This window comes from Sedimentitalea todarodis (genome assembly GCF_032595355.1).
GTDB classification, from domain to species: domain Bacteria; phylum Pseudomonadota; class Alphaproteobacteria; order Rhodobacterales; family Rhodobacteraceae; genus Sedimentitalea; species Sedimentitalea todarodis.
The window spans coordinates 43,205-66,402 of sequence record NZ_JASMWN010000011.1; the positions used below are offsets into that span (position 1 = coordinate 43,205).

21 protein-coding genes are annotated in these 23,198 nt (G+C 60.4%); 11 read left to right on the plus strand and 10 right to left on the minus strand.

All coding sequences use genetic code 11. The features are described 5' to 3' along the window. Nucleotide 1: 1 nt before the first annotated feature. Nucleotides 2-430 carry a DUF1801 domain-containing protein gene (locus QO231_RS14090; protein ID WP_316777508.1) on the minus strand — a complete coding sequence of 143 codons (429 nt, stop codon included), beginning with the start codon at nucleotides 428-430 and terminating at the stop codon, nucleotides 2-4. Nucleotides 431-544: 114 nt separating this feature from the next. On the opposite strand from QO231_RS14090, the gene QO231_RS14095 reads away from it, so the two are divergent. Both QO231_RS14095 and QO231_RS14100 read left to right on the plus strand, forming a co-directional pair. Then, a complete protein-coding gene (locus tag QO231_RS14095; RefSeq protein WP_316777511.1) occupies nucleotides 545-1,459 on the plus strand; it encodes an MBL fold metallo-hydrolase in 915 nt (304 codons plus the stop codon). A gap of 88 nt (nucleotides 1,460-1,547) precedes the next feature. Beyond that, nucleotides 1,548-1,961 (plus strand): metallopeptidase family protein, encoded by a 414-nt coding sequence (locus QO231_RS14100; protein WP_316777782.1) that lies wholly within the window; start codon nucleotides 1,548-1,550, stop codon nucleotides 1,959-1,961. Here the strand turns inward: QO231_RS14100 and QO231_RS14105 are convergent, their stop codons facing one another. After that, nucleotides 1,962-3,620 (minus strand): NAD+ synthase, encoded by a 1,659-nt coding sequence (locus QO231_RS14105; RefSeq protein WP_316777514.1) that lies wholly within the window; start codon nucleotides 3,618-3,620, stop codon nucleotides 1,962-1,964. It lies immediately after the preceding gene. Between the two features lie 157 nt (nucleotides 3,621-3,777). Between QO231_RS14105 and QO231_RS14110 the strand changes: the two genes are divergently transcribed. The 3 genes from QO231_RS14110 (at nucleotide 3,778) to QO231_RS14120 (ending at nucleotide 8,119) form a co-directional block, all read left to right on the plus strand. Continuing rightward, a complete protein-coding gene (locus tag QO231_RS14110) occupies nucleotides 3,778-5,208 on the plus strand; it encodes an MORN repeat-containing protein (RefSeq protein ID WP_316777516.1) in 1,431 nt (476 codons plus the stop codon). A 267-nt stretch (nucleotides 5,209-5,475) separates the two neighbouring features. Further along, the gene (locus QO231_RS14115) at nucleotides 5,476-7,050 is read left to right on the plus strand and encodes a 2-isopropylmalate synthase (protein WP_316777519.1); all 1,575 of its coding nucleotides are present in this window, start codon (nucleotides 5,476-5,478) and stop codon (nucleotides 7,048-7,050) included. Nucleotides 7,051-7,279: 229 nt separating this feature from the next. Continuing rightward, nucleotides 7,280-8,119: an amino acid ABC transporter substrate-binding protein gene (locus QO231_RS14120; protein ID WP_316777521.1), complete on the plus strand. Its 840-nt coding sequence runs from the start codon at nucleotides 7,280-7,282 to the stop codon at nucleotides 8,117-8,119. A gap of 8 nt (nucleotides 8,120-8,127) precedes the next feature. Here QO231_RS14120 and QO231_RS14125 read toward each other — a convergent pair whose 3' ends face one another. Next, nucleotides 8,128-8,703, minus strand: coding sequence for a hypothetical protein (locus tag QO231_RS14125; RefSeq protein WP_316777522.1), 576 nt, complete (start codon nucleotides 8,701-8,703; stop codon nucleotides 8,128-8,130). A gap of 347 nt (nucleotides 8,704-9,050) precedes the next feature. Here QO231_RS14125 and QO231_RS14130 point away from each other — a divergent pair, with 347 nt between their 5' ends. Genes QO231_RS14130 through QO231_RS14155 form a run of 6 tightly spaced genes read left to right on the plus strand, consistent with a single transcriptional unit; the run spans nucleotide 9,051 to nucleotide 15,617 of the window. Further along, a complete protein-coding gene (locus QO231_RS14130; RefSeq protein ID WP_316777524.1) occupies nucleotides 9,051-10,097 on the plus strand; it encodes a rod shape-determining protein in 1,047 nt (348 codons plus the stop codon). A gap of 60 nt (nucleotides 10,098-10,157) precedes the next feature. Next, entirely contained in the window at nucleotides 10,158-11,060 is a 903-nt protein-coding gene (gene mreC, locus QO231_RS14135; RefSeq protein WP_316777525.1) for a rod shape-determining protein MreC, read from the plus strand. After that, nucleotides 11,053-11,589, plus strand: a complete 537-nt coding sequence (locus QO231_RS14140; RefSeq protein ID WP_316777527.1) for a rod shape-determining protein MreD — start codon at nucleotides 11,053-11,055, stop codon at nucleotides 11,587-11,589. The genes mreC and QO231_RS14140 overlap by 8 nt, the downstream gene beginning before the upstream one ends. Beyond that, nucleotides 11,589-13,532 carry a penicillin-binding protein 2 gene (gene mrdA, locus QO231_RS14145; protein ID WP_316777529.1) on the plus strand — a complete coding sequence of 648 codons (1,944 nt, stop codon included), beginning with the start codon at nucleotides 11,589-11,591 and terminating at the stop codon, nucleotides 13,530-13,532. Before QO231_RS14140 ends, mrdA begins: the two co-directional genes overlap by 1 nt. Then, nucleotides 13,529-14,680, plus strand: a complete 1,152-nt coding sequence (gene rodA, locus QO231_RS14150; protein ID WP_316777531.1) for a rod shape-determining protein RodA — start codon at nucleotides 13,529-13,531, stop codon at nucleotides 14,678-14,680. Before mrdA ends, rodA begins: the two co-directional genes overlap by 4 nt. Nucleotides 14,681-14,684: 4 nt before the next feature. After that, nucleotides 14,685-15,617 carry a 2-hydroxyacid dehydrogenase gene (locus QO231_RS14155; protein WP_316777533.1) on the plus strand — a complete coding sequence of 311 codons (933 nt, stop codon included), beginning with the start codon at nucleotides 14,685-14,687 and terminating at the stop codon, nucleotides 15,615-15,617. A gap of 10 nt (nucleotides 15,618-15,627) precedes the next feature. On the opposite strand, the gene QO231_RS14160 is transcribed toward QO231_RS14155, so the two are convergent. The 7 genes from QO231_RS14160 to QO231_RS14190 all read right to left on the minus strand — a co-directional run bounded on the left by QO231_RS14160 (nucleotide 15,628) and on the right by QO231_RS14190 (nucleotide 23,111). Further along, nucleotides 15,628-16,431, minus strand: a complete 804-nt coding sequence (locus QO231_RS14160; protein WP_316777535.1) for a TylF/MycF/NovP-related O-methyltransferase — start codon at nucleotides 16,429-16,431, stop codon at nucleotides 15,628-15,630. Nucleotides 16,432-16,510: 79 nt separating this feature from the next. Beyond that, nucleotides 16,511-18,523, minus strand: coding sequence for a M3 family metallopeptidase (locus QO231_RS14165; RefSeq protein ID WP_316777537.1), 2,013 nt, complete (start codon nucleotides 18,521-18,523; stop codon nucleotides 16,511-16,513). 80 nt (nucleotides 18,524-18,603) lie between these two features. Further along, nucleotides 18,604-19,662, minus strand: a complete 1,059-nt coding sequence (locus QO231_RS14170; RefSeq protein WP_316777539.1) for a HesA/MoeB/ThiF family protein — start codon at nucleotides 19,660-19,662, stop codon at nucleotides 18,604-18,606. Further along, a complete protein-coding gene (gene dut / locus QO231_RS14175; protein ID WP_316777541.1) occupies nucleotides 19,662-20,117 on the minus strand; it encodes a dUTP diphosphatase in 456 nt (151 codons plus the stop codon). Before dut ends, QO231_RS14170 begins: the two co-directional genes overlap by 1 nt. Nucleotides 20,118-20,165: 48 nt before the next feature. Beyond that, nucleotides 20,166-21,362 (minus strand): bifunctional phosphopantothenoylcysteine decarboxylase/phosphopantothenate--cysteine ligase CoaBC, encoded by a 1,197-nt coding sequence (gene coaBC, locus QO231_RS14180; RefSeq protein WP_316777544.1) that lies wholly within the window; start codon nucleotides 21,360-21,362, stop codon nucleotides 20,166-20,168. 64 nt (nucleotides 21,363-21,426) lie between these two features. Next, the gene (locus QO231_RS14185; protein WP_316777546.1) at nucleotides 21,427-22,236 is read right to left on the minus strand and encodes a ChaN family lipoprotein; all 810 of its coding nucleotides are present in this window, start codon (nucleotides 22,234-22,236) and stop codon (nucleotides 21,427-21,429) included. Continuing rightward, entirely contained in the window at nucleotides 22,233-23,111 is an 879-nt protein-coding gene (locus QO231_RS14190; RefSeq protein ID WP_316777548.1) for an RNA polymerase factor sigma-32, read from the minus strand. The genes QO231_RS14185 and QO231_RS14190 overlap by 4 nt, the downstream gene beginning before the upstream one ends. Between the last annotated feature and the right edge of the window lie 87 nt (nucleotides 23,112-23,198).

The following is a 23,198-nucleotide window of genomic DNA, read 5'->3' on the forward strand; positions in this document are numbered from 1 at the left end:
CCTATTCCGCAAGCACCGGCCAATGCGTTTCAAGATTGTCCAACCCCGCGCGGATCAGCTCGGCCAACACCTCCAAGTCAATATCCGCCAGCTTGTTCACGTAAAGGCAGGATTTTCCGATACGATGCTTGCCGAGCCGATCCAGAATATCCCCGAAATCGGCATATCCCGGCATGATGTAGATCGACAGAGCCGCCTTGCGGGGCGAAAATCCGGTGGCGAGAAAATCGCCTTCCCGCCCGCTTGCATACACGTAGTGGTATCGCCCATAACCAACGATGCTCGGCCCCCACAGGCGTGGTTCATAGCCAGTGACATCGCGAAACAGCTGGTCCAGCCTCTGCCCGTCCTCAGCACGACGCGGTGGTTCTACGCCAGCGAGAAACTCGCCGACGGAGACCTCGGTTGGCTGGGTCTTGTTCGCGGCCATGGCGCAGCCCTATCACATATCTGTGCACGCGGCCAATTGACGGACGTCACGTTATGGCCATTTTCCGATTCTGCCCTATCGTCGAATGGATGCACAGATCAATGGAGGACCCCGATGATTAAACTGACCCGTCGCACCGCACTTGCCGGAGCCGCCGCGTTGCCATTGGCCGCAGCCGCCACGCAAACCCGCGCCGCAGCCCCCATGATGGGCGCCGGAAGCGCACCTTACAATCGCTTCAAGCTGGGCGATTTCGAGGTCACCACGATCCTTGCAGGAAGCCGCGCGGTTCCGGATCCACAGACCATTTTCGGCATGAACGTCTCCGCCGAAGACTTCAAGAACGCCTCGGATGCCGCACATCTTCCGATCGATCAGGCACAGTTCTTCTTTACCCCGACGATTGTGAATACCGGCGCCGAGCTGGTCTTGTTTGACACCGGCCTGTCTGCCGAAGGCACCACCGTGGCGCTGGCCGCAGCCGGTTACACTCCCGACATGGTGGACGTCGTCGTCATCACGCATATGCACGGCGACCATATCGGCGGCTTGATGCATGACGGCGCACCGACCTATCCCAATGCCCGCTATGTGACCGGATCGGTTGAATTCGAGGCGTGGGACATGTCAGGCAACGAGACTTTCGAAGCACAGATGCGCCCCCTCGCCGAACAGACCAGTTTTATCGAGGGCGGCGCGGATGTGACCGGCGGTGTCACCGCAATGGAAGCCTTTGGTCACACGCCGGGACATATGACCTACCTGCTCGAGAGCGGGGGCAAGCAGTTGCTGATCGGGGCGGATTTCGCCAACCATTATGTCTGGTCGCTCGCGCACCCGGATTGGGAGGTGAAATTCGACCGGGACAAGGAGATGGCGGCGCAGACCCGGCGCAAGCTTTTGGATATGCTGGCATCCGAGCAAATGCCGATGATCGGCTATCACATGCCCTGGCCTGCCGTTGGATATGTGGAAACGCGCGGCGATGGCTTCCACTACGTTCCGCACAGCTATCAGCTGATGTTGTAGCGATTCATGGCGGGCCTTGACGCCCGCCATTCAACCACATTTGTCACGACGATCAGATCTAGTAACGCTGCCACGTTGTTCGATGGCAATGCCTGCACATATGTATCAGATGCACCAGCCCCACTCGCTTGACCATTTTGCCAGCGTCGCCCGCAATACTGTCAGAGCCCTGCCCGACGCATTTCGCGAACCTGCTCGCGCGGTCGCGCTCTGCGTAGCCGACTGGCCATCGCAAGAGATGCTGCACAATCTGGAAATTTCGGATCCGCTGGACCTGACGGGTCTGTACGAAGGCACGCCGATGACGGTGAAATCCGTTTGGGATCAACCGGCGCAGCCGGACACCGTGTGGCTGTTCCGCGAACCGATCCTTGCGGAATGGCGTGCACGAAAGCCCGTCCAGCTGGACGAACTGATCGCCCATGTCACGATCCATGAATTCGCCCATCACTTTGGCTGGTCCGATGCTGATATCGCCCGGATTGACCGCTGGTGGGAATGATCAGCTAGGGTCGCGCCAACGGTTGACGATGGGATAACGCCGGTCGAGCCAGAACGCCCCCTTGGTCAGTCGTGGACCCGGCGCAGACTGAAAGCGCTTGTATTCGCTCATGTAAATCAGCCGCTCGACCTTCTGGGCCGTGGCCCGGTCAAACCCGGCCGCGACGCAATCTGCAATCGATCCGTTCCTGTCCACGAGAATTTCCAGCATTGCATCCAGTTCGGGATAGTCCGGCAGGCTGTCGCTGTCCTTCTGGTTTTCACGCAGTTCCGCCGTCGGCGGCTTGTCGATCACGTTGGGGCGGATCACTTCGCCCGCCGGTCCCATCATCCAGTCGCGATGGTTTTCGTTGCGCCAGCGGCAGGTTTCGAACACCCGCGTCTTGTAGAGATCCTTGATCGGATTGTAACCACCGGCCATGTCCCCATAGATCGTGGCATACCCGACCGCGACTTCGGATTTGTTTCCGGTGGTCAGCAACATTTCGCCAAACTTGTTGCTCATCGCCATGAGCAACAACCCCCGCAGCCGGGATTGGATGTTCTCTTCGGTGAGCCCCGGCTCTGTGCCTTCAAACAGCGGTGCAAGCGTGTTTGTGATCGCCGCACGACCTTCGCCGATCGGCACATGGTCATAACGGCAGCCAAGCGCCTTGGCGACGGCCTCGGCATCCGCAAGGCTCTCCTTGCTGGTGTATTCGGACGGCAACATCACACAGCGCACATTTTCCGGGCCAAGCGCATCGGCGGCGATCGTCGCGACAATTGCGCTATCGACGCCGCCCGACAGACCCAGCAGCACCTTCTTGAATCCCGATTTTGCCATGTAGTCGCGCAAACCCGTGACCATCACGCGATAGTCCTGTTCGTATTCATCTGGATGGGAATGCTCGACACCGGGTAAAACACGCCATCCGGCATCGGTGCGCTCCAGATCAAGATGGGTGATCGCCTCGTCAAACAGCGGCATCTGCAACGCCAGTTCCCCGCCGGGATTCAGCGCGAAGCTGCCGCCGTCAAACACCTGGTCATCCTGCCCGCCCACCATGTTCAGGTAGATCAGGGGCAGACCGGTCTCGACCACGCGGGCAACCATGTGATTCAATCGCGTTTCGAACTTGTTGCGATAATAGGGCGAGCCATTGGGCACCAACAGAAACTCTGCACCGGTTTCCGCCAGGGTTTCTGCCACGTCATCATGCCAGGCATCTTCGCAGATCGGAGAGCCGATGCGCACATTGCCGATCGCATAGGGGCCACCCAAGGGGCCCGCATCAAAAATCCGGACCTCGTCAAACACCGTTTCATTGGGCAAATGATGCTTCAACACGCTGCTGACGATCCGCCCGCCCTTGAGGATCAGATAGCTGTTGTAAAGTTCGGTGCCTTCGACCCAAGGGCTGCCAATGGCCATTGCCGGCCCGTCGGCGCATGTAGCGGCCAAAGCGCGGACGGCTTCGATCGCCGCCGTATGAAACGCCGGTTTCATGACCAGGTCCTGCGCGTTGTAGCCGGTGATGAACATTTCAGGCAGCGCTACAAGGTCGGCACCCGCCCCGCGGGCCTGCTCCCACGCGGTGCGCGCCTTGTCTGCATTGCCGGCCAAATCACCGACAACCGGATTGAGTTGCGCCAGTGTCACGCGAAATCGGTCAGTCATACTGCCCTCATGCCCAGAACCATCCCCTGCCATTTAGCAGATCACCGCCCGAGCGAAAGGGAGCAGCGGCAAAAGACATTGCTCAATGTCGCACGCTCGCCTAATTTCAGCACATATGGCGCAAAAGCCGCCAGCACATCGGGCAACAGGGCATCTCATGACATTTCCAACCGCAATACGCCGATTTTCAGCGACCACTGCACTGTTGGTGGCTCTTGCTCCGGCTGGCCCGGTTCTGGCGCAGACCGATCAGGTCCTGACCAAGCAGGACGACATCGGCGGCGTCTACGAAGGCACATTTCGCGGCGGGTTGCAGCATGGCACCGGCACTTACACGCTTCCCAACGGGTATGAATACACGGGCGACTGGGTGGATGGCGAAATCATCGGCAATGGCGTCGCACAGTTTCCCAACGGCGCGGTCTACGAGGGTACGTTCGCCAAGGGAAAACCACAGGGCACCGGCAAGATCACCTTTGCCGATGGCGGCACCTATGAGGGTGAATGGGACGATGGCACGATCAACGGGCGTGGCGTTGCCGTATATGCGACCGGGGTGCGCTTTGAGGGCGAATTTCGCAATGCCCAGCATCATGGCACCGGCACCATGCAGAACCCGGACGGATATCGATATGTCGGGGACTGGGTTGATGGCGTCAAGCAGGGCAAAGGAGTCATCACCTATGCGGACGGCGCGATTTATGACGGCGAGCTTCTGGCCGGGAAACGCGCGGGCACCGGGAAGCTGACCCTGCCCGATGGGCTGATCTACGAAGGTGAATGGAAAAACGGCCAGTTCGACGGCACCGGCACTCTGATCCAGCCCAATGGCGACAAGTACACCGGGCAATTCGTCGGCGGGCGCAGACAGGGCAAAGGGCGCGTCGACTACGACAACGGCGACAATTACGAAGGCGACTTTGCAGAGGATCACCGCGATGGGACGGGCACCTTCACCGGCTCGGACGGCTATGTCTATACCGGCGCATGGAAAGCCGGAAAAATTGCGGGAAACGGCCAGGTGACCTATCCTGACGGCTCCATCTATGTCGGCGAATTCAGCGACGACCTCGCCGATGGCACCGGCAAGATCACCTATCCGGACGGATCGTCATATGAAGGCAGCTGGGACGCGGGCGTGATCGAAGGAACCGGCACTGCCGTCTATCCCAATGGTGTCGTCTACAAGGGCGAATTCAAGAACGCTCTCAACCATGGCGAGGGCGTCATGACCTATTCCGACGGGTATCGCTATGAAGGAAACTGGGTCAACGGTCAGCGGCATGGGGCGGGCAAGGCAACCTATGCAGATGGCTCTGTTTACGAAGGGCAATTCCAGAAGGGCGCGCGCCACGGCACCGGCAAGATCGTGATGCAGAACGGGTTTTCCTACGAAGGCGCCTGGAATAATGGCGCAATCAGCGGTGAAGGCCGTGCAACCTATTCGAATGGGGATGTCTATGAAGGGACGTTCCTCGAAGGAAAGCGGCATGGCGAAGGCACCATGCGCTATGCCAGCGGTGCGCAGGAGAGCGGCGAGTGGGAGAACGGCGCTCTGAAACCCGAGGCGCCGGCGCAGCAAGAATAGTCCCCGCGCGTGTGCGCCAGAGGCGTTACGCTGGCGGGGCCTGATCGCCGTGCCGAAAAAACAGCCTTTTCATTTTTGACCGCACCGATATAAGCTGTGCCCATGACCAATGCCGCACATATCGTCCTTGCGACCGCCTCTGGCGCTGCGTCGCTGCGCGGCCTGCTGATCCTAACGCGCCTCTGAGCGTGCCATCATCTGGCGCGCCCGCTCAGAGGATGCAGCCTGCGCGCCATTGGCTCTAGGACAGATACGAAAGAACCCGACATGACACAGACAACTGACAAAGATCGCGTCTTGATCTTCGACACCACCTTGCGCGATGGCGAGCAAAGCCCCGGCGCGACGATGACCCATGCAGAAAAGCTCGAAATCGCCGGTCTGCTGGATGAAATGGGCGTCGACATCATCGAGGCAGGTTTCCCGATCGCGTCGGAAGGCGACTTCAAGGCCGTCAGCGAGATCGCGGCAAACGCCCGAAACAGTGTGATTTGCGGACTGGCCCGCGCCAACATGGGTGATATCGATCGCTGCTGGGAGGCGGTCAGGAGCGCCAGGCAGCCCCGGATCCACACATTTATCGGCACCTCTCCGCTCCACCGCGCCATTCCGAACCTGACACAGGATGAAATGGCCGACCGGATCCACGAGACGGTGACTCATGCCCGCAACCTTTGTGACAACGTGCAGTGGTCGCCGATGGATGCCACACGCACCGAATGGGACTATCTCAAACGCGTGGTCGAAATCGCGATCAAGGCAGGCGCCAGCACCATCAACATTCCTGACACGGTGGGCTACACCGCCCCGGAAGAAAGTGCCGATCTGATCCGAAAGCTGATCGCCGACGTACCCGGTGCCGACGAAGTCGTGTTTGCCACCCATTGCCACAATGATCTGGGCATGGCGACCGCCAACAGCCTTGCCGCCGTTGCCGGCGGCGCACGACAGATCGAGTGCACGATCAACGGGCTGGGCGAGCGCGCTGGCAATACCGCGCTCGAAGAGGTTGTCATGGCGCTCAAGGTGCGCCACGACATCATGCCCTGGCACACCGGGGTCGATACCGCGCGGATCATGAACATCAGCCGCCGTGTCGCCACGGTGAGCGGCTTTCCGGTGCAGTTCAACAAGGCCATCGTCGGCAAGAACGCCTTTGCCCACGAATCGGGAATTCACCAGGACGGAATGCTCAAGAACCCCGAGAATTTCGAGATCATGCGTCCCGAAGACGTGGGCTTGACGGAATCCAATCTCGTGATGGGCAAACACTCTGGCCGCGCCGCCTTGCGGGACAAACTGGAACAACTCGGCTTCGAGGTGGGTGACAACCAGCTCAAGGACCTCTTTGTGCGCTTCAAGGAACTGGCCGACCGCAAGAAGGAAGTGTTCGACGATGACATCATTGCGCTGATGCGGGTGGGCGAAGACCCTGAAAACGACCACCTGCAAATCGTGTCGATGAAAGTGGTTTGCGGCACGGGCGGACCTGCCGAAGCCACGGTCGAGATGGAGATTGACGGCAAGGATGCGAGCGCCACAGCCCACGGAGATGGCCCGGTCGATGCCGCGTTCAAGGCCATTCGCGATCTCTTTCCGAATGCCGCCCACCTGCAGCTCTACCAGGTTCATGCGGTCACCGAGGGCACGGATGCACAGGCCACGGTGTCGGTGCGTCTGGAAGAGGACGGAATGATCTCGACTGGCCAATCTGCCAATACCGACACGGTGGTTGCGAGTGCAAAAGCCTATGTCAACGCGCTCAACCGGCTGATCATGCGGCGGGAAAAATCCGCGCCCGGCAGCGATATCCGCGAGATCAGCTACAAGGATGTGTCCTGACCTGGAGCGATTCGCGCATGAGGTGGGTCATTTGGCGTAACCTAGCGCGTTGAAATCCATGATTTCAGGCGGTGTCGCGTTTTGAGAGAGTATCGCGAAACGCTTTGACTGTCTCGACAACACACACCCTGGCGCGCGCGGATCAGTCTGCGCGCGTATCTTGTTTTGTGCTGGCATATGACCCTCTAACGGGTAGTGTTCGCACAACCTCAGAAACAAGGAACGTTCCGTGCGCCATACTCTGCCATCGCTTTTTGCCACTGCCCTGCTCGCATTCCCCGTAGGGGCTCAGACACTAGACCGGATTCTCGAGACCGGCGAGATGAAGCTGGGCTATCGGACCGATGCGGCGCCGCTATCCTACCAGAATGAGGAGGGTAACCCGGCAGGATATACGCCGCTGATCTGCATCAACGTCGCCCAGGCCATCGCCAACGCGCTGCAACTCGAAAACCTGGATGTCAGCTTTGTTCCGGTCAGCACAGAGGATCGCTTTGACAAGGTCGCCAGCGGCGAGATCGATCTGCTGTGCGGGGCGGCCACCATCACGCTTGCACGCCGCGAAATTGTCGATTTCTCTGACCCGGTCTATGTCGACGGAACCTCGATCCTGCTTCCCAATGGCGCGCAAGGATCGCTGGAGGATCTCGCCGGCAAGAAAATTGGCGTGCGCGGTGCGACGACGACCGAAGAAGCCCTCAACACATCGCTACTCGCGGCGGGCCTGACGGCGGATGTGGTACCATTTGAAAGCCATGCGGAGGGCATTTCGGCAATGGAGGACAAGGAGATCGTCGCCTATTTCGCAGACCAATCCATTCTGATGGGCTTGTTCCGAAGCAGTCCCAAGGCAAACGAAATGATGATTTCGAACGAGATCCTGACCATCGAGAAACAGGGGCTGGCGATGGTGCGCGGCGATGCCGATTTCAGACTGCTGGTCGACACTGTGGTGTCCGAACTGTTCAACAGCGGAAAGATGCGAGAGTTCTTTGCTGCGGCTATGCCCGGCGCCGAACCCGGCGCCGCGCTTGAGGCGATGTACCTGCTGTCACCCACGGCGCGATAGGCCCCGGATCAGCGGCCAAACGCGCTGTTCGGCACCCAGCTCCGCTTTTGACCCGTCGGTCCTGCCTTCATCATGAGGCAGGACGTTCCGGCATTCTGAAAATAGAGAATGTCCAGATCATACCAGCCGGCCACCGGCGCTTCGACCTGCGTCACGACTGTTGTCTCACAGCCACTTGTGATTCCGGAAATGTGGCCGACCCGTTGGCCGCCGATACGGGCATCTATGCCGTCATTTGTGTACATTTCGATGTCGTAGACGCCCGGCGCGTCAAACCGATAGTAGCCCTTGATCTTGGCCGCAAAATACCAAGGCTGCGTGGCTGTCAGGTTGAGTTCACCAAATTCCTTTTCGCGGTAGTCCAGCCCGCGCAACGGCTTGCCGCGCTTCGGATTCGCGGCAAGGATCTGCTTGCCACGTGACAACATCTTGAATTTGGTTTCGGAATATCCGTAGCTTACGTTCAGTCCGCTCTTGACCGATGAGGGCTGTGGATTGGCGGGTTTGAGTTTTAACGGGGCCGCCATAGCGGATGTGCAGACCATTCCTAGCATGAACGTCGCACCGATCAGAAATCTGAGCATTTGGGTCTCCTTGTTGTCGGCAAGGGTCTCTGCCCTGTCCGGTTTTTCAGTCAGCCTAGAACGGCCACGTGGCAGCGACAAGCCTGTCGGCGCGCCAGACCAAGCGCACGTTGCGGAAGCCTTCGGCCTGAATTTGCAACGACAGGGCGTTTTTTGCCCGTTGAGGGCCCCATTTCCCCTGAGCAAGAGATGTTGCACCGACAGGTGGTCGGGCCCGTGGCGGGCAATAATGCGCTGATCGGAGGGAATTCGGACCTTTCCCACGCCCCTGCACAAGCCTATAAGATGCACGGCTTGGCTCGGTACGAGTCGCAGGCCCAATTGCAGTAACCTACAGGACCACGTGCATGTCTATCTTCGGAATTTTTGGTGGCCTTTTTGCTGCAGACATGGCGATCGATCTGGGCACCGCCAACACGCTGGTCTATGTCAAGGGACGCGGCATCATCCTGAGCGAGCCTTCTGTGGTCGCCTATCATGTCAAGGATGGCGTCAAACGGGTGCTGGCGGTTGGTGAAGACGCCAAGCTGATGCTGGGTCGAACACCCGGCAGCATCGAGGCAATCCGGCCAATGCGCGAAGGTGTGATCGCCGACTTCGACACCGCCGAAGAGATGATCAAGCACTTTATCCGCAAAGTGCATCGGCGCTCGACGTTCTCCAAACCCAAGATCATTGTCTGTGTGCCGCACGGCGCGACGCCGGTCGAAAAGCGGGCGATTCGCACCTCGGTTCTGAGCGCCGGGGCCCGGAAGGCCGGGCTGATCGCGGAACCCATCGCAGCGGCCATCGGGGCGGGCATGCCGATCACCGATCCGACGGGCAACATGGTCGTGGATATCGGCGGCGGAACAACCGAGGTCGCGGTTCTGAGTCTTGGTGATATCGTCTATGCCCGTTCGATCCGGGTGGGCGGCGACCGCATGGACGAAGCGATCATCAATTACCTGCGTCGCCAACAGAACCTGCTGATCGGCGAGAGCACCGCCGAACGGATCAAGACCAACATCGGCAGCGCCAGAATGCCAGACGATGGGCGTGGCGCGTCAATGCAAATTCGCGGGCGCGATCTGTTGAACGGTATCCCGAAAGAACTGGAAGTCACGCAGGCCCAGGTCGCCGAAGCCCTGACGGAACCGGTCCAGCAAATCTGCGAAGCGGTCATGACCGCGCTGGAAACGACACCACCGGACCTAGCCGCGGACATCGTTGATCGAGGCGTGATGCTGACCGGCGGCGGGGCGCTTCTGGGCGATCTGGATCTTGCGCTGCGCGAACAAACCGGCCTCGCAGTTTCGATTGCCGATGAATGCCTGAACTGCGTGGCCCTGGGCACCGGAAAAGCTCTGGAGTTCGAAAAACAACTGCGACACGCGATTGACTACGACAGCTAGGGCGCGCACCCTTTCCTAGCATGGACTGCAGGCGCAACAGGCGCTGCAAAAGAGGTTCCGTTGGCCAAGGACCGTTCACAACGCGACGACTATACCACCCCCCTGCGTCGGTTGCTGTTGGGGGTTCTGTGCCTGTGTCTGCTGGCGATCTTTCTCGTCTGGCGCATCGACAGCCCGCGCGTGGAACGCTTTCGCGCGCAGGTCACTGACATGGTGGTGCCCAACATGAGCTGGGCAATGGCGCCCGTCACCGGGACGATCAATCTGATCCGTGATTTTCAAAGCTACCAGCGGCTCGCCGAACAAAACCGCGATTTGCGCGATGAACTGCGCCAGATGCAGGCCTGGAAAGAAGCGGCGCTGCAATTGGAACAGGAAAACGCCCGTCTGCTCGATCTCAGCAACGTGCGCCTCGACCCACGCCTGACCTATGTCACGGGCGTGGTGATGGCGGATTCGGGGTCTCCCTTCCGGCAATCGGTATTGCTCAATGTCGGAGCCCGCGACGGCATCATCGACGGCTGGGCCGCAATGGACGGCATCGGGCTGGTTGGGCGCATTTCGGGGACTGGGGACACCACGTCACGGGTGATCCTTCTGACAGACGCGGCAAGTTCGGTTCCTGCAACGATTCAGCCTTCGGGCCAAGGCGCGCTGGTGGCGGGTGACAACTCGGCGGCTCCAATACTGGACTTTCTGGAAAACACCGATCTGGTCCGGCCCGGCGACCGGGTGGTCAGTTCCGGCGATGGTGGCGTATTCCCCGCAGGGCTTCTGATCGGACAGGTGGCTGCTGATCCTTCGGGTCGGTTGCGCGTACGGCTTGCCGCGGACTACGAACGGCTCGAATTCCTGCGGGTCCTGCGGCACCATGGCACCGAAACGATTTCAGACCCCGGCGACATCGTGACCCCGCTGGAGATTCGAAACACCGCGCAATCCGGAGACACCCCGGATGAATAACATCTCGCTTTCCCATACCTGGGCCATGCGCCTTTGGTTCCTGGCCCTGTGCGCAGTGATCATCTTCTTTCACCTCATTCCGCTGGAAACCACGCCGCGCCGCTGGGCGCCGCCTGATCTGTTGATCGCCTTCACCCTCGCCTGGGTGCTGCGCCGCCCTGACTATGTCCCCGCGCTCAGCATCGCGGCCGTTCTCTTGATGGCCGATCTGCTGTTTCAGCGGCCGCCAGGGCTGTTGGCGCTTTTGGTGGTACTGGGCTGCGAATTTCTGAAGAACCGGTCCGGCAGCCTCGGTGAAACCAACTTTGTCGTGGAATGGTTCAATGTCTGCGTCGTCATCGCGGCCATCACGGTTCTGGATCGGCTCATTCTGACAATGACGTTAGTGGACAGGGCGCCGCTGTCCCTGCATCTTATCCAGATGGTGCTGACAATGGCCATTTACCCGCTCGTGGCGCTGGTGACCCAGAGCATACTGGGTGTGCGCAAGCTCTCTCCTGGCAATTCCGATGGGTTAGGAACCCGCTGATGCGACGCAATCCCAGAGAACTCGACTCAACCCACCGCAAGATGAGCCGCCGAACGCTGGTTCTGGGCGGTGCCCAACTGGCCCTTGTTGGCGCATTGGGTATGCGGATGCGCTATATGCAGGTCGAACAGGCCGATCAGTTTCGTCTGCTTGCCGAGGAAAACCGTGTCAACATACGGCTGATCCCTCCGGCACGCGGCGAGCTTTTTGATCGCAATGGCGAGCGGTTGGCACACAACTCGCCAAGCTATCGCATCATCATCGTGCCCGAGGACGCCGGAAACGTCGAAAAGGTCATTGCCGATCTGTCCCGTCTTGTCGAACTCGACGAGGAAGATCTGAACCGGGCACTTACGGAAATGCGCCGTAGCCCGCCATTTTTGCCGATCACCCTGGCCGATCAGGTCAGCTGGGAAGATATCAGCAAGATTGCGGTTAACGCTCCCGCCCTGCCCGGAATCACACCCGAGGTCGGATTGACCCGTGTCTACCCCCGCAGAGCGGATCTGGCGCATGTGATCGGATATGTTGGCCCCGTCAGCGACTATGATCTGAAACAGATCGACGATCCCGAACCGGTGCTGCGCATCCCGCGGTTCCAGATCGGCAAGGTCGGGCTGGAGGCCAAACGCGAAGACGTGCTGCGCGGCAAGGCCGGTGCCAAGCGGGTCGAGGTCAACGCCACAGGCCGGGTCATGCGCGAACTGGACCGCCGCGAGGGCCAATCCGGCGCCGACCTGCAACTCACCGTCGACGCCGACCTGCAAGGCTATGTGCAGGCCCGCCTGGGCGACGAAAGCGCTGCTGCGGTCGTAATCGATTGCGAAACGGGTGACCTGAGCGCGATCTGCTCTTCTCCCAGCTTTGACCCAAACCTCTTTGTGCGCGGAATATCGGTCGCCGACTATCGCGGTCTCACCGAAGACCCCTATCGTCCCTTGGCCAACAAGACCGTGCAGGGTACCTATCCGCCGGGATCGACATTCAAGATGATCACGGCCATGGCAGCACTGGAAGAAGGGTTGCTAAGCCCCGGCGAAACAGTCTGGTGCCCGGGTCATCTTGAGGTATCCGGTCGTCGTTTTCACTGCTGGAAACGCGGCGGGCACGGTCACGTGGATCTGAACACCTCACTCAAGCGAAGCTGCGATGTCTATTACTATGATGTCGCGATCAAGGTCGGTATCGACAAGATTTCGGCCATGGCAAAACGGTTCGGGCTTGGCGTGCGCCACGACATCCCGATGTCTGCCGTCGCCGAAGGACTTGCACCCAATCGGGCCTGGAAAGAGCGGGTACACAACGATGCCTGGCGCATCGGCGACACCGCGAACTCGTCCATCGGTCAGGGTTTCATGCTGGCCTCGCCGCTTCAGCTTGCAGTCATGTCGGCACGGCTGGCGACGGGGCGTGCTGTGACCCCGCGTCTGGTCAAGAAGATCAACGGGATCGAGCAACCCAGCGGCGCCGGAGAGTCGCTGGGCATGAACGAAAACAACCTGCGGCAGGTGCGCCGCGGGATGTACGACGTCAGCAACAACCGACGCGGAACAGCCTATCGCAGTCGCATCATCGAAGATGCATATCGAATGGCGGGCAAGACCGGGACGAGCCAGGTGCGCAACATCACCAAGGCGGAACGCGCCGCCGGCGTCATTCACAATCGTGACCTTCCGTGGGAACGGCGCGATCATGCGCTGTTCGTGTGTTTTGCACCCTTTGACAATCCCAAATACGCGGTCTCTGTCATCGTGGAACATGGTGGAGGCGGTTCAACCGCCGCAGCACCGATTGCGCGTGACGTCATGTTGCAGGCGCTCTATGGCGATACACCGCCCCTGTCCGCCTATCCGGCAGCCGATCGCGGCAAGATCAAGGCACAGCAGGAACGGCTGCACAGGGAGTATCCCGGTGTCGCGGCCCCGGTGAGTGACCGCGCATGAGTTATCTTGAGCATAATGTCAAATCGACCCCGACCGGCCCGCGCAAGATGCTGCATATGAACTGGCCTCTGACGCTGTTGCTGATCAGTGTCGCGAGTGTCGGTTTTCTCATGCTCTATTCCGTTGCCGGAGGATCGTTCCAGCCCTGGGCCGAACCACAGATGAAGCGGTTCGCACTCGGTTTCGCCGCGATGATCATTGTCGCAATGGTGCCGATCTGGTTCTGGCGCAACATGTCCGTGCTGGCCTATCTGCTGGGCATCGTGCTGCTGATACTGGTGGCGACCATCGGGGAAGAGGGCAAAGGCGCGCAACGGTGGATCAACCTCGGGTTCATGCGTCTGCAACCCTCCGAACTGATGAAGATCTCACTGGTGATGGTCCTTGCCGCCTACTACGACTGGTTGCCCGCCAAACGCACCTCGCATCCGTTCTGGGTGTTTGTGCCCGTGGCCCTTATCCTGTTGCCGACAGCGCTGGTGCTGAAACAGCCGGATCTTGGCACCTCGATTCTTTTGCTGGCGGCGGGCGGTGGGCTGATGTTCCTCGCCGGGGTCCACTGGGCCTATTTCGCGGCCGTGATTGCCGCCGGTGTCGGGCTGGTTACGGCGGTGTTCGAAAGCCGGGGCACCGAATGGCAGCTTCTCAAGAACTATCAATACCGGCGCATCGACACGTTTCTGGATCCCTCAAGCGACCCATTGGGCGCGGGCTATCACATCACCCAATCCAAGATCGCCCTTGGTTCTGGCGGCTGGACCGGGCGCGGTTTCATGCAGGGCACCCAGTCGCGGTTGAACTTCCTGCCAGAAAAACACACCGATTTCATCTTTACGACCCTGGCCGAAGAGTTCGGATTTGTCGGAGGCTTTTCCCTGCTGACGCTCTATGCGCTGATCATCATTTTCTGTGTCTATACCGCCCTGGCCACGCGCGACCGCTTTTCGTCACTGGTCACATTGGGCATCGGTCTCAACTTCTTCCTGTTCTTTGCGGTGAACATGTCGATGGTCATGGGCCTTGCGCCGGTTGTCGGCGTTCCCTTGCCAATGGTCAGCTATGGCGGATCGGCGATGCTGGTTCTCATGGTCGCCTTTGGACTTGTGCACAGCGCCCATATCCATCGCCCACGCCAACAGAGACGGTGATCTCTTGACCATCAATATCCTATTTGCCGCCAAGTCCGGACGCTGGGAGACCTATCAGGGTCCGTTGACCGATGCTCTTGAAGAGGCCGGCCTCGATTTCGACCTGCGCCCTGATTTTCCGCCCGAACAGGTCGACTATATTGTCTATGCCCCCAACAGCTCGGTGCAGGATTTCGGCCCCTTCACAAACCTCAAGGCGGTTCTGAATCTCTGGGCCGGGGTCGAGGACGTGGTTCACAACGATACCCTGACGGTACCGCTGGCGCGGATGGTCGATCATGGGCTCACGCAAGGCATGATCGAATGGGTGACCGGCCATGTCCTGCGCCATCACCTAGGCATGGACACCCATATTAACGGGCAGGACGGGCAGTGGCGTACCCAGGTGCCGCCGCTGGCCCAGGATCGCCCGGTTACGATCCTCGGGATGGGCGCGCTTGGTCAGGCCTGTGCAGCCGCGCTGACCGCTCTTGGATTTTTCGTGACGGGGTGGAGCCGGAGCGAGAAAGCGGTGCCGCAGGTGACGACCCTTCACGGCACTGACGGGCTGCAATCAGCGCTCAGGACGGCTCAAATCTTGGTGTTGCTCTTGCCGAACACCCCCGCAACGACCGATATCCTGAACGCAGAAACGCTTGCCCAGCTGCCGCGCGGAGCGGTGGTGATCAATCCGGGGCGCGGGCCGCTGATCGACGATACGGCACTTCTGACGGCGCTGGACAGTGGGCAGGTGGGGCATGCCACACTGGATGTGTTCCGCACCGAACCCCTCCCCGCCGATCACCCCTTTTGGGCACATCCAAAGGTCACGGTGACCCCGCACATCGCATCCGCCACCCGCGAGGACACCGCCAGCGAAGTGATCGCCGAAAATATCCGAAGGGGCGAAGCCGGCGAGCCTTTCCTTCACCTCGTTGATCGCACTCTCGGCTACTGAGCTGTTGGCGTCACGATTTCTGCCACCAGACCCCTGTGTGGTCGATCTTGTGAATCTCGTCGGTTATGCCATGTTCGTCGCGGTAGTCATGGATCGCCTCCCGGCATGCCTTGATCCCACCATAGTCGTCGACAATGACAAAGCCGCCCGGTGACAGCTTGGGATACAGCGCTGAAATCGCCTGAATGGTGGATTCATACATATCCCCGTCCAGTCGGATCAGCGCAAAATGCGGCACGTCCAGCTTGTGCAAGGTGTCCTTGAACCACCCGATGACAAATTCCACCCGGTCATCCAGCAGATCATAGGCCGCGAAGGTCTTTTTGACGGCCTCGACGCCCACCGCCAACCGCCCGCGCGTGTGATACCGGCTGCCCTTGTCGGCCGGGAAATCGTCTTCGTTGGGCGGAGGCAGTCCCTCAAAACTGTCCGCGAGGTATACCTTGCGGTCCTCGACCCCGCGAAACTTCAACACACCGCGCACCATCGCGGATGCCCCGCCCCGCCAGACGCCGGTCTCGATAAAATCACCCTGCACGTCCTCGGCGATGACCCGGTCGGTCAGATGTGCCACGTTCTGGAGCCGTTTGATCCCGGCCATACTATGCCCGACAACCGGCCAGTCCCGCCCCTGAAACCGCTTTTTCCTGTCAAACGGGATCTTGTTGCCGCGCCGAATGATTGTCCGATCCGCGCCATAGATCATGTCGGTGAGGCAATTCGCCATCAGGTCCACATACATCTCAAAGCCGGGGTCGGAGACCGACACCTTCTGCGGATCCGCCACAGGGGCGATTTCGGTTTGATCCATCATTTGCTCTCCCGATCTCCTGCCGCGCGATAGTGATCGAATACCGCAGGATGGCTTAATCCTTTGACAATCGTCACACCATTCATGCGGCCAGCCCTCGCCCCTTCAACAGCGCCTCGACACCCGGCAACCGCCCGCGAAACGCCTTGTACAATACATCCGGCTCCTGCGATCCGCCCGCGGACAGGATATGCTGTTCAAGCGCCTGCGCACGCTCTGGATCAAACGCGTCTCCTGCCTCTTCAAAGGCGGCAAAGGCATCCGCATCCATCACCTCGGACCACATATAGCTGTAGTATCCGCTGGAATAGCCGTCACCGGCAAACACATGCGCAAAATGCGGCGTAGCGTGGCGCATTCCGATCGCATGGGGCATGCCCAGAGCGTCCAGAACCTCGGCCTGTCGGGCCATCGGATCGGCAGGCGCGTCCCCTTCGTGAAATGCCAGATCGACCAATGCCGACGCCACGTATTCAACGGTCTGAAAGCCCATATCGAACGTCGCGGCATCCAGCACCCTGTTCAGCATTTCCGCCGGCATCGGCTCGCCGGTTTCGGCATGCGTGGCAAATTCGCGCAGCACGTCGGGCACTTCGAGCCAGTGTTCGTAGAGCTGGCTCGGCAATTCCACGAAGTCGCGCGCCACCGAAGTGCCCGAAATGCTCTCGTAGGTTACATCCGACAACATCTGATGCAGGGCATGGCCGAACTCGTGAAACAGCGTGCGCGCATCGTCATAGGACAGCAACGCCGGATCGCCCTTTGCAAAGTTGCAGACGTTGATAACGATCGGGGCCTGCTCTTGCGGAAACTTCGCCTGCGACCGCATCGCAGAGCACCAGGCCCCCGACCGCTTTGATCCGCGGGCAAAGTAATCCCCGATGAACAGGGCCACGTGATTTCCGTTGCGCATCACCTCCCAGGCCCGGCAATCCGGGTGGTAGAGCGGCAGGTCAACGGCGCGGAACTCCAATCCGAACAGACGGTGCGCGCAGGAGAATGCAGCCTCGATCATCCGGTCCAGTTGCAGGTAGGGTTTCAATTCGGCTTCGTCGAGATCATGTTCGACCTTGCGCCGCTTCTCCGCATAGTAACGCCAATCCCAAGGCTCCAGCGATGCGTTCACCCCGTCGTCCTGCATCATCCGGGTCAGCACCTCGGCATCCGCATCCGCACGTACCTTGGCCGGACCCCAGACCTCCATCAGCAGGTCGCGCACCTTGTCCGGCGACTTTGCCATTTCGGTTTCGAGCTTGTAGTCCGCGAAACTCTCATATCCCAGAAGTTCGGCCCGTTCCTGCCGCAGCGCAAGAATCTCGGCCGCAATCGCGCGGTTGTCTGTCTTGCCACCGTTTGCACCCCGTGCCGCCCAGGCGGCAAAGGCCTTTTCACGCAAGTCACGGCGGGGCGAAAATTGCAGAAACGGCACGATGATCGAGCGCGAAAGCGTGACAACCGGTCCCGCGACACCTTTTTCCCGGCCAGCAGCATGTGCAGCTTCTATGGCAAATTTCGGCAGACCTTCCAGATCCGCTTCGCTCAACTCCATGTACCAGTCACGTTCATCCGCCAACAGGTTCTGGGTAAACTCGGTCCCCAGTGTCGCGAGCCGTGACTTGATCGCCTTCATCCTGACTTCCGGCTCTCCTTCCAGCGCCGCACCGGCACGCACAAGGCCGCGATGGGTGAGCATCAGCACCCGCGCCTGCTCGTCCGTCAGGTCCTGTTCCTCCTTATGTGCCCACAGTTCCGAGACCCGCCGAAACAGCGCCTTGTTTGACGAAACATCGGAAAAATGCGCCGCCAGCTTGGGTGAGAACTCTCTCTGCAAGGCTTCGCGATCCGGATTGCTGTCGGCACCTGACACGGTGAAGAACACCGACAGAACCTTGTCCAGCGCTTCGCCGGCGGCCTCGAGCGCCTCGACCGTGTTGGCAAAACTCGGAGGCGCCGAGTTTGTGGCAATCGCCTCGACCTCGGCCTTGTGCGCCGCCAGTGCGGTTTCAAGTGCAGGCGAAAAATCGCCGTCAGAGATCGCATCAAACGGGGCAATCCGAAACGGTGTGTTCCATTCGGTCAGGATCGGGTTGGTCATGGCAATCTCCTTCTGACGCGCAAGCTATGAGGCCGTTGCGTCCGGGTCCAGAGGGCGACACAAGATTTCTGCCCGCGCGCTCAGCGCGCCTGCCCTTTGCCACCGCAAATCGGGCAATCCGCGCGCGGTTTGAGGCGAATGGTCCGGGTCTCGCCATAGAGCGCATCATAGATCAACATCTGCCCGCGCAGCGGGGCACCCGCATCGGTCACGATCTTGATCGTCTCAACGGCCATCATTGCGCCAATCACGCCGGGCAGCGGGCCGATGACACCGGCCTCGGCACAGGATGGTGCAAGCCCCGGCGCGGGGGCCTCGGGAAAAATGCACTCGTAACATGGCCCGGAATGCGTGGGATCGAACACATTCAGTTGGCCCTCCCATTGCGCCAGCGCACCGGATACCAGCGGCTTGCCCGCAGCGACCGCCGTGGCATTTGCCAGGTAGCGGGTTTCGAAATTATCTGTGCCATCAAGTATCAGATCGTAATCCGCAATCAGATCCGCCGCGATTTCCTGCGTCAGCCGACGATGATACGGTCGAACGATCACTGACGGATTCTGGGCCACCATGGCCTGTTGGGCCGAGAATACCTTAGGCATGCCAATATCCGCATCGCGATGGATGACCTGCCGCTGGAGGTTGGCGTTTTCGACGATGTCATCGTCAATCACACCGATGGTTCCAATCCCTGCCGCCGCCAGATACTGCAGCGCGGGCGCGCCCAATCCACCGGCACCGATGACCAGAACGCGCGCCTGTTTCATGCGCTTCTGCCCGGGGCCGCCGATCTCGCGCAGCACGATGTGGCGCGCATAGCGGTTCAACTCAGTCTCGGAAAACGCGCCTGTTTTTTGGGAGTCCTGCTGTGCAGGCTCTGTATCCTTTGCGCGTTTGCGCAAAGCCGACAGTCCGCGACGATAGATTGCGATCATCGCGGCGAAACCCGCCAGCAACAGCCAGAGCGCCGGAGATTCACCCGTGGCCATCCGCACCGGGTGCCCGTCCGGCAGCATCAGTTGCACCAGCAGGACCACCCCGAACAATACGGCCAGGAGGGTCAAGCGCGCCTGCCGCGATACGCCCATCAACCTTCCCACACCCCAGATCAGCGCGGCAATTGCCAGAACCAGCAGCATCAGCCCTGCCCGGTCGACCCAAAGCCGCCTGACCCGCGCGCCGTATCACCCAACCCTTCGGCAATCTCGAACCTGGCCTGCACCACCGGGGCAACGACCATTTGGGCAATCCGGTCACCGTGCGAAATCACAAATGGCACCTCGCCAGCATTCATGACGATCACGCCAAGCGGGCCGCGATAGTCACTGTCAATGGTTCCCGGCGCGTTTGGCAAGGTGATCCCATGTTTCAGGGCAAGACCCGAGCGGGGTCGGATCTGTACCTCATAGCCCTCGGGTATCTCGATGCGCAGCCCCGTGGGCACCAACATACGCGCACCGGGCGCTAGCGTTACCACGCCTCTGTCCGCAAGATTGGCGCGCAGATCCGCACCCGCCGCGCCCGCTGTCTCATAGGACGGCAACGCAACGCCCCGATCAGCGCCATCATCATATGTCACCCGAATTGCAACCATTTCGCCCTACCACTTGAGTCTGTTCGCCCCTCGCAAGAAGCGGGAAATCTATTTTGCCAGAGCCGCCGCGATACGCTGGGCAAGTTGCTGCGCGACCGCATCCTTGCCCATACGCGGCCATGTTTCGACCCCGTCGCCTCTGATCAGGACGACCGCGTTCTCGCTCCCGCCCATGATACCGGTCTCTGGGCTGACATCATTTGCCACGATCCAGTCACACGCCTTGCGCGCACGCTTTGCGGTCGCGTTCGCCAGAACATCATTGGTTTCCGCAGCGAAGCCGACAACCAGTTCAGGCCGCCCTTCTGTCATCTGCGACACGGCAGCCAGAATGTCCGGGTTCTCCGCGAATTCGAGAACAGGCAGCCCGTCGCGGCTCTTTTTCAACTTGCGATCACTCGCCTGCGCCATGCGCCAATCCGCCACCGCCGCCGCGAACACGCCAGCATCAACCGGCAGTGCGGATTGCACCGCTTCGGCCATCTGCAGCGCCGTTTCAACGCGCACCACCTTTACCCCTTGCGGCGGCGGAACTTCTGCTGGGCCGGTGACAAACACAACCTCGGCCCCCAGACCCGCAAGCGCCCGCGCAACGGCAGTGCCCTGCGCCCCTGACGAACGATTTGCGATATAGCGTACCGGGTCGATGGGCTCGTGCGTGGGGCCAGAGGTCACGAGTATGCGTTTGCCCTTCAACGGCCCATCGGCAAGGGCCTTTTCGATCGCCGCGATGATTTCCATCGGCTCGGCCATGCGCCCCGGCCCGAATTCACCACAGGCCATGCTGCCATCGTTCGGCCCGACACAACGGATGCCGTCTGACAACAACTGCGCATGGTTGCGCCGGGTCGCTGCGTGCTGCCACATGCGTACGTTCATCGCAGGTGCAATCAACACCGGCGTATCGGTCGCCAGGAGCAAGGTAGATGCCAGATCATCGGCCAATCCCGCCGCCATCTTGCCCATCAAATCTGCGGTGGCCGGGGCGACCACAATCAGATCGGCGCTGCGCGACAATTGGATGTGGCCCATTTCGGCCTCATCCCCAAGATCAAACAGATCGCGGTACAGCTTTTGCCCCGCCAGGCCGGACACTGACAATGGCGTCACGAATTCCTCGCCCGCGCGTGTCAGCACCGGGGTCACGCTTGCACCACGATCCTGCAACCGTCTGATCAGCTCCAGCGATTTATAGGCCGCGATACCGCCACCGATGATCAGCAATATGCGTTTTGACGCCAGCATCCCGTGCTCCCTGGTTCAGATCGCCCCGACCATAGGCGGGCGGCTCGCGATCTGCCAGAGCATTTCAGCCTTCGTTCCTGAATGCCCGGCAGGGGTCTTCGCGCGCCGGAGGATCACTGTCGATGACCGCGTCGAACACTCCGGCGATTTCTCCGCCTTCAGACTGGCCGACGGCGAAAACGGACAGCCCCGGCCTGACCTGGTCCAGATAAACCGGAATGCCCCAATCGCGCCGGGCGTGACCGTTGCCAGTGATGACCGCAACGGGTCCACCGGTTTCGGTAAGCGCGGCGACAACCTCGCGGGCAAGAACTGCGTCCCGCAGGCGTTGAATGTCGACCATGGCCCGCATCCGTTCCATGGGCACCGCCTCGCAATGTGCCGCGAATTGCAGTGCCTCGCGGGCGTGTTTCTCGGCCTCCGGCAAAGGATCCGTGAGCCCATAGCGTTCGGCATCCGCGCCAAAGACAGTCGCGGGTCCGCTCTGGAGGGTCTTCATGGCGGCTTCGCGAGGCACCTCCCCACCAAAGATGCGTGCGCCAGGGGCCGCGATGAACAGCTGATGATACATCGAGAACGCCGGCCAGCCGGACTGCGACCAATCAAGCGCCGCTTCGAGCCGATCAGGGGCATGAATCATTTCCGACGATATCCGCCCGGCTTCCTCGCGGGTTAGCATCTCCCAGACAACCGCCTTGGGTTGCAGCGCTTTCAAGATATCATGCTGATTTCGGTGATGGGCGGGATTGTCATGGACCTCGCCCACGATCACCACGTCCGCTTCGCCGATCCGTGACAGTACGTCTTCAGGCAAACCGGCCGCCCAAACCGGGGCGGCCAATACCATCAGGAACAAAATCTGAAGGACCCTCATGCGAGGAACTGTTGCACCTCGTCCGATTGGGTTTCAAGGCTCTTGCGCATCTTCTGAAATGCCGCTGCCTCAAGCTGCCGGATGCGTTCCTTGGACAAGCCCAGTTCGTCACCCAGGTTTTCCAAAGTCCGCGGCGTGTCGCGCAACTTGCGCTCGCGCACGATGAACCGTTCCCGTTCCGGCAAATCCTGCATGGCGTGCAGCAGCCATTCGCGCAACTGCTCGCGATCATGGCTCTCCTCGACAACCTCTGCGGCCTGCGCGCCTTCGTCCTCGAGCGCATCAATCCATTCGCGCCCTTCGTCTTCGACGGATTGTGTTGCATTCAAGGAGAAATCGGACCCCGCCAGTCGGCCATCCATCATTTCTACGTCCCGTAGCGGAACACCGATTTCGGTCGAGATCAGATGATGCAACTGGTGGCGGTCCAACTTGTCGCCCTGCGCCGCCGCCTCGCGCTCCAGCCGCGCCTGAACCCGGCGCATGTTGAAGAACAGCGATTTCTGACTGCTGGTCGACCCGGTCCTGACCATCGACCAATTGCGCATCACGTAGTCCTGTATCGACGCCTTGATCCACCAGACGGCATATGTCGAGAAGCGAACGCCGCGGTCCGGGTCGAACTTGTCTGCCGCCTTCATGAGACCCAGCCCCGCCTCCTGGATCAGATCGTTCATCGGCGCGCCATAGCGGCGAAACTTGGAAGCCATCGAAATCGCCAGGCGCATGTAGGCGGTGATCAGCCGGTGCAGCGCCGCCTCGTCGCGTTCATCCCGCCACGCATATGCAAGTCTCAGTTCGGTTTCCGCATCAAGCAGTTCCGCCTTCATGGCGATCCGCGAAAGGGACCTGTCGTTGTGAGTATCAAGTGCCATCTTCACCCCCGGTCTGGCGCCCGATCTGCGGCGGGTTGTTTTGCGTTTTCGTGACAGATACGCAGGTTAGAGAAGTTTGGATCAATC

Coding starts and splice junctions, on each gene's coding strand:
- QO231_RS14090 (WP_316777508.1), bottom strand. CDS start 430: ATGGCCGCGAACAAGACCCAGCCAACCGAGGTCTCCGTCGGCGAGTTT.
- QO231_RS14095 (WP_316777511.1), top strand. CDS start 545: ATGATTAAACTGACCCGTCGCACCGCACTTGCCGGAGCCGCCGCGTTG.
- QO231_RS14100 (WP_316777782.1), top strand. CDS start 1,548: ATGCCTGCACATATGTATCAGATGCACCAGCCCCACTCGCTTGACCAT.
- QO231_RS14105 (WP_316777514.1), bottom strand. CDS start 3,620: ATGACTGACCGATTTCGCGTGACACTGGCGCAACTCAATCCGGTTGTC.
- QO231_RS14110 (WP_316777516.1), top strand. CDS start 3,778: ATGACATTTCCAACCGCAATACGCCGATTTTCAGCGACCACTGCACTG.
- QO231_RS14115 (WP_316777519.1), top strand. CDS start 5,476: ATGACACAGACAACTGACAAAGATCGCGTCTTGATCTTCGACACCACC.
- QO231_RS14125 (WP_316777522.1), bottom strand. CDS start 8,703: ATGCTCAGATTTCTGATCGGTGCGACGTTCATGCTAGGAATGGTCTGC.
- QO231_RS14130 (WP_316777524.1), top strand. CDS start 9,051: ATGTCTATCTTCGGAATTTTTGGTGGCCTTTTTGCTGCAGACATGGCG.
- QO231_RS14140 (WP_316777527.1), top strand. CDS start 11,053: ATGAATAACATCTCGCTTTCCCATACCTGGGCCATGCGCCTTTGGTTC.
- mrdA (WP_316777529.1), top strand. CDS start 11,589: ATGCGACGCAATCCCAGAGAACTCGACTCAACCCACCGCAAGATGAGC.
- rodA (WP_316777531.1), top strand. CDS start 13,529: ATGAGTTATCTTGAGCATAATGTCAAATCGACCCCGACCGGCCCGCGC.
- QO231_RS14160 (WP_316777535.1), bottom strand. CDS start 16,431: ATGATGGATCAAACCGAAATCGCCCCTGTGGCGGATCCGCAGAAGGTG.
- QO231_RS14165 (WP_316777537.1), bottom strand. CDS start 18,523: ATGACCAACCCGATCCTGACCGAATGGAACACACCGTTTCGGATTGCC.
- QO231_RS14170 (WP_316777539.1), bottom strand. CDS start 19,662: ATGCTGCTGGTTCTGGCAATTGCCGCGCTGATCTGGGGTGTGGGAAGG.
- dut (WP_316777541.1), bottom strand. CDS start 20,117: ATGGTTGCAATTCGGGTGACATATGATGATGGCGCTGATCGGGGCGTT.
- coaBC (WP_316777544.1), bottom strand. CDS start 21,362: ATGCTGGCGTCAAAACGCATATTGCTGATCATCGGTGGCGGTATCGCG.
- QO231_RS14185 (WP_316777546.1), bottom strand. CDS start 22,236: ATGAGGGTCCTTCAGATTTTGTTCCTGATGGTATTGGCCGCCCCGGTT.
- QO231_RS14190 (WP_316777548.1), bottom strand. CDS start 23,111: ATGGCACTTGATACTCACAACGACAGGTCCCTTTCGCGGATCGCCATG.